This window comes from Pseudomonas sp. KH_046_2 (genome assembly GCF_057838985.1).
Genome location: NZ_CM174480.1, coordinates 887,713 through 898,844, shown reverse-complemented (window position 1 = coordinate 898,844; position 11,132 = coordinate 887,713). Strand labels below are relative to the sequence as shown.

The following is an 11,132-nucleotide window of genomic DNA, read 5'->3' as shown; positions in this document are numbered from 1 at the left end:
GGCGAGCGACGTGTTGAAGAAAACCCTGTTCCAGTTGCACTGGTTTTTCGGCATCAGCGCCGGGCTGGTCCTGGCCCTGATGGGCATCACCGGGGCGGCGGTGTCGTTTCAGGATGAAATCCTGAGCACACTCAACCCGTCTGTATTGCAGGTCGAAAAACAGGTCGCCGGTGTGCTGCCGCCCGCCGAACTGGTGGAGCGAATCGAAGCCGCGTCGGGCAAAAAAGTCTCGATGCTCACGGTGGAAACCGACAGCGGTAACGCCGCCAAAGTGTGGTTCACCCCGCCGCCGGGTGAACGCCGTGGCGAGATGCGCTACTTCGACCCGTACACCTCCGAGTTCCTCGGCGACGCCACCGGCCAGGGCTTCTTCGGCCTGATGCTGCAACTGCACCGCTTCCTCGCCATGGGTGACACGGGTCGGCAGATCACCGGCGCGTGCACGCTGATCCTGGTGTTCTTCTGCCTGTCCGGCCTGTACCTGCGCTGGCCTCGCCAGTGGAGAAGCTGGCGCGCCTGGCTGACCCTGGACTGGAAGAAAAAGGGCCGCAGCTTCAACTGGGACCTGCACTCGGTGGCCGGTACCTGGTGCCTGGTGTTTTACCTCCTGGCAGCGCTGACCGGGTTGTCCTGGTCCTACGAGTGGTACAACAAGGGGCTGACCCGCTTGCTCTCCGACTCACCACAGAACGAACGCGTGCGCGGCGGACGCGGCCCTGCGCCGAGCGGTCCGGCACCGACGGCCGATTACGCGGCGATGTGGAGCAGCATCTACAGCGCGGCCGGTCCGCAACTCAGTTCCTATAACGTGCGCATGCCGCCCGTGGCCGGCCAACCAGCGACCGTGTATTTCCTGCTGACAACTTCGCCTCACGACCGTGCCCTGAACCAGATCACCCTCGACCCGGCCACCGGCGTGGTCAAACGGGTTGATCGCTACAGCGACAAGAGCCTCAAGGCGCAACTGCTGACCAGCATCTATGCGCTGCACGTTGGCAGTTACTTCGGCATCGTCGGGCGCATCCTCCTGACCATCACCTCACTGACCATGCCACTGTTCTTCGTCACCGGCTGGATGCTGTACCTGGATCGTCGCCGTAAAAAACGCCAGATCAAGGATGCGCGCAAAGACCTCGTGCAAACCGCCAGCGATGCGCCGGCGTGGCTGATCGGCTTCGCCAGCCAAAGTGGTTTTGCCGAGCAGCTGGCATGGCAGACCGCCGGACAATTGCAGGCTGCGGGCTTGCCGGTAAAAGTGCAACCATTGGCGGACGTCAGCGAGCAGGACTTGCATGAGTCGAACAATGCCTTGTTCGTCGTCAGCACCTTCGGCGACGGTGAAGCACCGGACAGCGCCCGCGGTTTCGAGCGCAAGGTACTGGGCCGGGCACCGAGCCTGGGACGCCTGAATTACGCCGTCCTGGGGTTGGGCGACCGGCAGTATCAACACTTCTGCGGTTTCGCCAAACGCCTGCACGCCTGGTTGGGCGAACATGGCGCAAAGACCCTGTTCGCCCCGGTGGAAGTCGATAGCGGTGACCCTTACGCCTTGCGCCACTGGCAACAGCAACTGGGCCTGTTGACCGGCCAGGCCCCCGTGGATACCTGGCAAGCGCCCAGCTACGACAACTGGACCCTGCTGCATCGTGAATTGCTCAACCCGGACAGCAGTGGTTCGCCGGTGTACTTGCTGGGCCTCAAGTCTCCTTCCACCAGCAGTTGGCTGGCGGGCGACCTGGTGGAAGTGATGCCGCGCAATTGCCCGTGGGCCATCGAGCACTTCCTCGACGGCATGGGGATCCATGGTGAAACCAAGGTGCAACTCAACGGCCTGGAAGAAACCCTCGAACAGGCCTTGGCCAGCCGCCAGTTGCCGGAGAACCGCGCCCACCTGGTCGGCCTGCACGCCCAGGCGCTGGCAGAGGCCCTCGTGCCGTTGGCCATGCGCGAGTACTCCATTGCGTCGATCCCGGCCGATGGCGTGCTGGAATTGATCGTGCGTCAGGAAGTGCATGCCGACGGCAACCTCGGCGTCGGTTCCGGCTGGCTGACCGAACACGCGCCCGTGGGCAGTTCCATCAGCCTGCGCGTGCGGCGCAATAGTGGTTTCCACCTGCCGGCCCAACCGGTGCCGATGATCCTGCTGGGCAATGGCACGGGGCTGGCCGGGTTGCGCAGCCTGCTCAAGGCCCGGATTGCCGACGGTCAGCAACGTCACTGGCTGTTGTTTGGCGAGCGCCATCGCGAGCACGACTACCTGTGCCGAAAGGAACTGGAGGAGTGGCTGATCAATGGTGATCTGGCGCGCCTGGACCTGGCATTTTCCCGCGACCAGGCCGAAAAGGTTTACGTACAGGATCGCTTGCGTGAATCGGCAGCCGAGCTCAAGAAATGGCTGGCGGACGGTGCGGTGATCTACATCTGCGGCAGCCTTCAAGGCATGGCTTCGGGCGTGGACCAGGTGCTCAACGAGGTGCTGGGCGCCGCCGAAGTGGAGCGCCTGATCGAACAGGGCCGCTACCGCCGCGACGTGTACTGATTCACTGAGTTCCCTGTGGGAGCGAGCTTGCTCGCGATAGCGTACTGACAGCCAACATCCATGTTGAATGTCACATCGTCATCGCGAGCAAGCTCGCTCCCACAGGGGGGTCATGTGTCGGTCAAACTGGCTGCAACTTGCGCTCGAATACAGACACCCCGTCCAGATCCCGCAACACCACGCTCAACTCCCCGCTCTGCCCATCGATATTCACCTCGCCAAAAAACTGAAACCCGGCAAACGGCGAGACGTTCTGCGCGGGCGGCGCCTTCTCGAACACCACTTCAGGACCAAAGGTTTTATCCAACGCGTTCGGTCCGAAGCTACCGGCATTCAGCGGTCCGGCGACGAATTCCCAGAACGGTTCGAAATCCTGGAACGCCGCCCGATCCGGGTGGTAGTGATGGGCCGCGCAGTAATGCACATCCGCGGTCAGGAACAGGAAATTGCGCACCTGCTGCGCCCGCAGGAAACCGAGCAGTTCGGCGATTTCCAGTTCACGTCCCTGGGCCGGGCCGGGGTCACCGTTGGCCACCGCTTCCCAGCGCGCGACACCGGGGCTGACTTCGCCGTCGGGCACGCTGAGGCCAATAGGCATGTCGGCGGCGATCACTTTCCATTGCGCCTTCGAGTTCTGCATTTCCCGCTTGAGCCAGTCCAGTTGCTCACGACCGAGGAAGGGTTTTTCAGTACCCAGATTGTCATCGTTGGCCCCGCGATAACTGCGCATGTCGAGCACGAAAACATCGAGCAGCGGCCCGTAGCCGAGCTTGCGATAGATCCGCCCGCCGCCATCGCCGCTCTGCAAACGCATCGGCGCGTATTCGAGCCAGGCCTGGCGTGCGCGGCCCACCAGGCTGTGGATATCTTTGTCCTGGTAACGCGCATCCAGCTGCTTGCCAGGCGACCAGTTGTTCACCACTTCGTGGTCGTCCCACTGCCAGATCTGCGGGACCTCGGCGTTGAAGCGACGGATGTTTTCGTCCATCAGGTTGTAGCGGTAGTTGCCGCGGTACTCGTCGAGGGTCTCGGCGACCTTGCTCTTGGCTTCGGTGGTGATGTTGCGCCACACCCGGCCGCCTTCCGTGGTGAGCTGCGCCGGGATCGGGCCGTCGGCGTAAATGGTGTCGCCGCTGTGGATAAAGAAATCCGGCAGACGCAGGCGCATTGCTTCGTAGATGCGCATGCCGCCAATGTCCGGGTTGATGCCGAAGCCCTGGCCGACGGTGTCGCCGCTCCAGACAAAACGGATGTCACGGCGGGTTTGCGGCACGCTGCGCAAGTGACCGAACCAAGGCTCGCTGGCAATGCCACTCTGGGCGTCTTCAAACTGCACGCGATAGAAAATCGCCTGGTCGGCGGGCAGTCCGGTGAGTTCGACCCGGGCAGTGAAATCGGTGCGCGCATCGGCCAGCGGCGAGACGAATCGCCGGGGGTTGGGAAACAGGCTGCGGGTGTCCCACTCCACCACCATCCGCGCGGGGCGATCGCAGCGGCTCCAGATGATCGCCCGGTCGCCGAGCAGGTCGCCGGACTGCACACCGTCGGTGAGTTGCGGCCGATCCTTGACCGAAGCGATGACCGCCGGCGCCAGCCCCGGCAACAACAGCCCGGCGCCGACCGCTTGCATGACACGACGGCGCCCGAGGTTGAAATCGCTCATGGTGTTCTCCCTGAAAAAGGAAAAACTAAAGCATGGACCTATGACCCTGGCATGACATAGATCCCGCCAACACCACAGTTAATGGTGTCAGGCCCTGGCCGGCTCCAGTGCCAATTCCACCGCCTCAGACCGCTTTACCAGCGCATACACCACCGCCGTCAACAGGCTCCCCGCCACAATCGCCAATAAGTAAAGCAGCGCATGGTTGATCGCATTCGGGATCGCCAGCACGAACAACCCACCGTGGGGCGCCATCAGCTTGCAGCCGAAATACATCGACAGCGCACCGGTCAGCGCACCGCCGGCGATGCTCGCCGGGATCACCCGCAATGGATCTTTCGCCGCAAACGGAATTGCCCCTTCGGAGATGAAGCACAGCCCCAGCACCAGCGCCGCTTTACCGGCCTCGCGTTCGGTCTGGGCGAACTTGCGCCGGGCAATGAACGTGGCGATGCCCAGGCCGATCGGCGGCACCATGCCGGCCGCCATGGTCGCCGCCATCGGCGCGTAGCTCTGCGACGCCAGCAAGCCCACCGAGAACGCATAGGCCGCCTTGTTGATCGGCCCACCGAGGTCGACGCACATCATGCCGCCCAGCAGCACACCGAGCAGAATCGCGTTGGTGGTGCCCATGCTGTCGAGGAAATGCGTGAGCCCGGCAAGCATCCCGGCCACCGGTTTGCCGACCACGTAGATCATCACCAGACCGGTGAACAGACTCGCCAGCAGCGGGATGATCAGGATCGGCTTGAGCGCCTCAAGGCTTTGCGGTAACCGCGCATAACGGTTGATCGCCTTGGCCGCATAACCAGCCAGAAAACCGGCGATGATCCCGCCGATGAAACCGGCACCCAGGGTGCTCGCCAGCATGCCGCCGATCATCCCCGGCGCGAGGCCCGGACGGTCGGCGATGGAATAGGCGATATAGCCTGCCAGCAGCGGCACCATCAGCTTGAATGCAGTGTCGCCACCGATCTGCATCAACGCCGCCGCCAGCGTTCCCTGCTCCTTGAATGCGGTGATGCCGAACACGAACGACAAGGCGATCATCAAACCGCCGGCCACCACCATCGGCAGCATGAACGACACGCCGGTCAGCAGGTGTTTATAGACGCCCGTCTTCTCCTGTTTGGCCGTTGTGTTGCCAACGCTCGATGCGCTTTCCTGTTGACCCTCGGCCAAGGCCTTTTTCAAGGTCGCTTCAGCTTGCTTGAGGGCAATGCCGGTGCCACAGCGATAGATTTTCTTGCCGGCAAAACGCTCGGTGGCGACTTCGATATCGGCCGCCAGCAGCACCACATCGGCTTCGGCAATCGCTTGTGCGCTCAATGGATTGCGCGCGCCGACCGAGCCCTGGGTTTCCACCTGCAGGTCATAGCCCAGGCGTTTGGCCGCTTGCTGCAAGGCCTCGGCAGCCATGAACGTGTGAGCGACACCCGTCGGGCACGCGGTGACCGCCACCAGTCGTGGCATGTTCTGGACGACCGCCACAGGTTCGACAACGGCTTCGGTAGCGACGTAGACCTGTGCTTCCTGCGCTCCACGCCGCAGCACGGCTTCCACGTCTTGCAGGGCCTGGGCCGGGGTGCTCTGGAACACTCGCTTGCCAACAAACCGCGACATGTCCATGGGCGCGCTGGTCACCAGCAGCACCCACTCGGCCGCGTCGAGGGTGGCCGCCGACAGTTGTTTTTCGAGATGCGCGGCATCGGTGACTTCGACACTGGTGCTCCAGCCCTGACGCTGGGCCGCGGCATCGAGCAGCCGGGCACACAGCACACTGGTGACCATGCCGTTCGGGCAGGCCGTAACGATGGCTAACTTCATGACAAACCCTCTTATTTTTCTGTCAGGGGACGCACGCGCACACCCTGTTCGAGCTGCGCCAGTTGCGCCGCATCGCCAATACCGAACCCGATCTGGGTCACTGCCATCGCGGCAATCGCCGTGGCGGTGCGCAAGGTCTGCTCCGGCGTATCAGCGCTGAGCAAACCGTGGAGCATTCCCGCCAGCAACGAATCACCCGCGCCCACCGTGCTGGCGACGCTGACCTTGGGTGGCGTGGCATGCATCGCCGAGCCGACGCTGAACCAGTTCACACCCTCGGCACCATGGGAAATCACCACATGCTCAATGCCCTGGGCGTGCAACCGCTCCGCCGCTACGGCTTGGGCACTGACCGACACGACCTCGCAGCCCAACACCTCGGCCAGCTCTTCAGTGTTGGGCTTGATCAGCCATGGCCCCGCTTTGAGCGCTGCACGCAACGCCTCGCCGCTGGTGTCGAGGGCGACGTTCAGCCCCAGTCTCTTCAAGCGCAAAATCAGCGCCTGCAACCACTGCGCGTTGACGCCCAACGGCAAGCTTCCGGCGACAACCACCGCATCGTGGCCCGGGGCAATCTGCTCCAGTCGCTCCATCAAGGCCTGCTGCGCCGCCTCGCTGACCTGCGGCCCCGGCCCATTGATGTCGGTGATTCGGCCGTCGCTTTCCGCCAGTTTGATATTGCTGCGAGTCTCGCCCGGAACACGGATGAAGGCATCGACAAAACCGCGTTTGGCGAACAATGTTTCGAACGCTTGCAGGTTGTCTTCGCCAAGAAAGCCACTGACGGTCAGCTGATGACCGAGGTCCGCCAGCACCTGCGCCACATTCACGCCTTTGCCGGCGGCGTGGGTGTGCATCACATCGCTGCGGTTGACCTGGCCGGCTTCAAGGCGCGGCAACTGGACGGTCAGGTCCAGCGCCGGGTTGAGGGTCAGAGTAAGAATCCGGGCCATTACAGGGCCTCCACTAATGCGCGCACTTCATTGGCGCTGCCCACGGCCAGGGCCTGTCGGGCAAGGGTTTGAGTCTGAGTGAAGCCCAGTTCGCGTATCCGCGCCTTGACTTCGGCAATGCTGCGCGCCCCGACGCTGAGTTCATCCACCCCGAGGCCGACCAGCACCGGCACCGCCAGCGGGTCGGCCGCCAGTTCGCCGCACACACCGACCCATTTACCGTGAGCATGGGCCGCGCGCACGGTGATGTCGATCAGTTGCAGCACAGCCGGATGCAAGCCATCGGCCTGGGCCGACAGCGTCGGATGGCCACGGTCGATGGCCAGGGTGTATTGCGTCAGGTCGTTGGTACCGACACTGAAAAAGTCGACCTCTTGGGCCAGCACCGGCGCCAGCAATGCCGCCGACGGCACTTCGATCATGATCCCCAGTTGCAGGTCGGCGACCGGGATTTCCCGGCGCAGGCGTTCGGTCATGTCACGGGCCTGGCGCCACTCGTCAACGCTGCCCACCATCGGGAACATGATCCGCAGCGGGCGGTTGTCGGCAGCCCGCAGCAAGGCACGCAGTTGCGCTTCCATGATCTGCGGGCGCTGCAAGGTCAGGCGAATGCCGCGCACGCCGAGGAAGGGGTTTTCTTCCTTCGCAATCGGCCAGTACGGCAGCGGTTTGTCGCCACCGACATCAAGGGTGCGCACCACCAGCGGTCGCCCGGCCAGACCGTCGAGGACGCGGCGGTACTCGACTTCCTGGGTCGCCTCGTCGGGCGCTTGCGGGTGGGCCATGAAAATCAGCTCGGTGCGCAACAGGCCAATGCCCTCGGCGCCCTGCTCCACCGCGCCGATCACGCCAGCGCTTTCACCAATGTTGGCGAACACTTCGACGGCGTGGCCATCGGTGGTCAGCGCCGGTTGATGGCGCCGTTCCGCAGCCGCCTTCAAGCGCTGCTCGCGGGTATCGCGTTCGGCCGTGGCGCGTTGCAAGGTCGCCTCGTCAGCGTCCACATGCAGGCGACCCCGCTGGCCATCGAGCAGCAACGGCGTACCTGGCGCCAGCAGCAACACGCCGGGGCCGGCGCCGACCAGTGCCGGAATACCCAGCGCCCGGGCGACAATCGCACTGTGTGCCGTAGCGCCACCCCGGGCGGTGAGAATCCCCGCCACGCGAGCCGGATCGAGACGCGCAACGTCGGACGGGCCGACCTCGTCCATCACCAGAATGTACGGTTGATCCGGTTCGCTCGGGGTTTCGATGCCGCATAGCTGCATCAACACCCGACGTCCGATGTCGCGCAAGTCGGCCGCACGCTCGGCGAGCAAGGCATCCTGCAACGCTTCCTGCTGCCGGGCCGCCGCTTCAATCACGGTCATCCACGCCGCCTCGGCGCTTTCGCCCTGCTTGAGGCGCGTATCGACCTCATCGGTCAGCTCCGGGTCGTCGAGCATCTCTTGATGGGTGACGAAGATTTCGCGGATGGCTTTGCTCTTGCTGCGCTCGATCAGGCCCTGGATGTCACGGCGTACCTGCGCCAGAGCTTGCTTGAGACGTTCACGCTCGATGGCGGCGGACTCGCCGCGCAACGGGTAATCGATGGTTTGCAGTACTTGAATATGGGCCGGCCCAATGGCAATCCCCGGCGCGGCGGCAATCGCCTGAACCACACTGCCCGATATCGGGGCGAGGACCACTTCGGCCATATCGGCAACGACTTCGTGTACCTGGCTGACCGGCGGAAGTGGCTCGACTTCCTCACCAAGGCCTTCTTCGATGGCGGCCAACAAGGCCGGCAACGCATCGGCCGCGATGCCCGGCTCAGCGATGATTTCCAGGACCTGCCCGCGACGGGCGCCGAGGCTGAGCAACTTGCTCAAGCTCTTTACCGACACCGCGCTGTCGTGACCATCGACGATGCGCACGCGGATGTCACCTTCAAAGCTCTTTGCCAGTTGCGCGAGGATTTTCGCCGGGCGCGCATGCAAGCCGTGGGCGTTGGCCAATGCAATTCGCGCGCTGGGCCAGTCGGCGGGCACTTCGCCACCGAGCACTTCGAGGACTTTGCGGCTGCTGGTGGCGCGCCCCAACTCATGGCCACGCCCTTCGATCAACAACGCGCACAGGCGTTCGAGCAGGGCTTGATGGGCCTCACCGAGGCTGGCCAGGCAGAACAGCCCATTGAGTGGCTGGCCGAGATAGCGCAGCGGTCTGTCCGGGGTGACGAAGGCCAGGCCCGGACGCTTCACCGTCTGCTCGCTGTGCAGCCACCACAGGCCATCGCCCAACGGCAGCGCTTCAACCTGTTGCAACACGGCGGAGAAACCGTTGCTCACGCAGTCGGCCTGCCGCAACAGACGTGCACCGCGCCAGACCAGCTCTTCGAAATCTTCGGCCGCCACACCGAGGCCGATCATCTGCGCATCCAGCGCCAGCTCCTGCGGCGCGCCTTGCAGCAACTTCAGCAAGGCTTCGGCGGAACCGGCGCGACGCAGGGCCTGGCCCAGGTCAGTTTCACCGAGGGCGCGGGTAAGCAATTGCAACAGGCGTAGATGTTCATCGGATTTGGCGGCGATACCGATCGCCAGGTAAACGATATGACCATCGCCCCAGTCCACGCCATCGGGAAACTGCATCAGGCGCACACCGGTGGTGAACACCAGCTCGCGGGTTTCGGGTGTGCCGTGAGGGATGGCAATACCTTGACCGAGAAAGGTCGAGCCCTGGGCTTCCCGCGCCTGCAAACCGGCGAGATAACCCTCGGCAACCAGGCCGTCGGCGACCAGGTGCCGGGCCAGCAATTGCAGTGCTGCGGACTTATCCACGGCCGACTGGCCCATGGAAATCTGCTCTACAGTGAGCTCGAGCATGCTTTCTCCTTTTTGGCACCTTGGGGCGCCAGGTATTGTTTTGAATGAGTCAGCTTAGGCGCTTGGTCATCGCTTTTGGCGGTTTCACGGCAGAACCGGCCAAAGGCACCTAAAGCGTAGAAAATACGCTTGCTGAAACGTTTAATCTAGATCGATTGGCACGTTACTCGATATTGGCCCATCCTTGAAGTCCAACTTGTCGGATGCGTTGCGACAATGGTCGCCTGCCTTAATCGGTTAGGATTGACGAAAATGTCGAGGCTATCTCGAAAAAACAAGGAAACAGCGGGTTGAAACTCAGTGATATCGCCCAGTTGGCCGGTGTGTCCGTCACCACCGCCAGCTATGTCATCAATGGCAAGGCCGAACAACAGCGCATCAGCAGCGCCACCGTCGAACGCGTGCGCGCGGTCGTCGAACTGCATGGCTTCACGCCTAATCCACAGGCCGCTGGCTTGCGCAGCCGACACACCCGCACATTGGGGTTCATTCTGCCGGATCTGGAAAACCCCAGTTACGCGCGAATCGCCAAGTTGCTGGAGCAAGGTGCGCGAGCCCGGGGTTATCAGTTGCTGATCGCCAGTTCCGACGATGCACCGGACAGCGAACGGCAATTGCTGCAACTGTTCCGCGCCCGGCGCTGCGACGCATTGATCGTTGCCAGCTGCCTGCCGGCCGGTGACGACAGCTATCGCCAATTGCAGGCCAAGGGCATTCCGATCATCGCCATCGACCGGGTCATGGAACCCGAGCACTTCTGCTCGGTAATCAGTGACGACCGCGAGGCCAGCCTGCAACTGACCCGCAGCCTGCTGGAGCCGCTGCCCAAACAGATCGCGCTGATCGGCGCCCGCCCGGAGCTGAGCATCAGCCGGGAACGTGCCGCTGGCTTCAAAGAGGCTCTCGCCGGGTTCAACGGTGAGGTGCTGATCGAAGAAGGCGAATCCTTCAGCCGCGAGTGCGGCAAGCAATTGATGGACGAGTTGCTGCAGCGCCTGGGCCATTTGCCCGATGCCCTGGTGACCACATCCTACGTACTGCTTCAGGGCGTGTTCGATGCGCTGCACGACTTCCCGCTGAAAAGCCGTCCGCTGCGCCTCGGCACCTTCGGCGACACCCAGTTGCTGGACTTCCTGCCGCTGCCGGTCAACGCCATGGCCCAACAACACCAGTTGATCGCCGACAAGGCCCTCGCGCTGGCCCTGGCAGCCATCGAGCAATCGGATTACCGGCCCGGCGTGCAAGCCATCGCGCGCACGTTCAAGCAGCGTATTCGCCAGGACTGAACC

At 63.4% G+C, this 11,132-nt stretch carries 6 protein-coding genes; 2 read left to right on the top strand and 4 right to left on the bottom strand.

The annotated features are described in order from the left end of the window. Positions 1-10: 10 nt before the first annotated feature. Positions 11-2,539, top strand: a complete 2,529-nt coding sequence (locus AC3IX1_RS04020) for a PepSY domain-containing protein (protein WP_489387211.1) — start codon at positions 11-13, stop codon at positions 2,537-2,539. 121 nt (positions 2,540-2,660) lie between these two features. Here the strand turns inward: AC3IX1_RS04020 and AC3IX1_RS04015 are convergent, their stop codons facing one another. The 4 genes from AC3IX1_RS04015 to ptsP all read right to left on the bottom strand — a co-directional run bounded on the left by AC3IX1_RS04015 (position 2,661) and on the right by ptsP (position 9,843). Then, positions 2,661-4,202 carry an alkaline phosphatase D family protein gene (locus AC3IX1_RS04015; protein ID WP_489387210.1) on the bottom strand — a complete coding sequence of 514 codons (1,542 nt, stop codon included), beginning with the start codon at positions 4,200-4,202 and terminating at the stop codon, positions 2,661-2,663. A gap of 87 nt (positions 4,203-4,289) precedes the next feature. Further along, positions 4,290-6,029, bottom strand: coding sequence for a PTS fructose-like transporter subunit IIB (locus tag AC3IX1_RS04010; RefSeq protein WP_489387209.1), 1,740 nt, complete (start codon positions 6,027-6,029; stop codon positions 4,290-4,292). 11 nt (positions 6,030-6,040) lie between these two features. Next, positions 6,041-6,982: a 1-phosphofructokinase gene (gene pfkB, locus AC3IX1_RS04005; RefSeq protein WP_489387208.1), complete on the bottom strand. Its 942-nt coding sequence runs from the start codon at positions 6,980-6,982 to the stop codon at positions 6,041-6,043. Further along, positions 6,982-9,843: a phosphoenolpyruvate--protein phosphotransferase gene (gene ptsP, locus AC3IX1_RS04000; protein ID WP_489387207.1), complete on the bottom strand. Its 2,862-nt coding sequence runs from the start codon at positions 9,841-9,843 to the stop codon at positions 6,982-6,984. Before ptsP ends, pfkB begins: the two co-directional genes overlap by 1 nt. Positions 9,844-10,133: 290 nt before the next feature. Between ptsP and cra the strand changes: the two genes are divergently transcribed. Further along, a complete protein-coding gene (cra, locus tag AC3IX1_RS03995; RefSeq protein ID WP_489387206.1) occupies positions 10,134-11,129 on the top strand; it encodes a catabolite repressor/activator in 996 nt (331 codons plus the stop codon). Positions 11,130-11,132 lie beyond the last annotated feature (3 nt).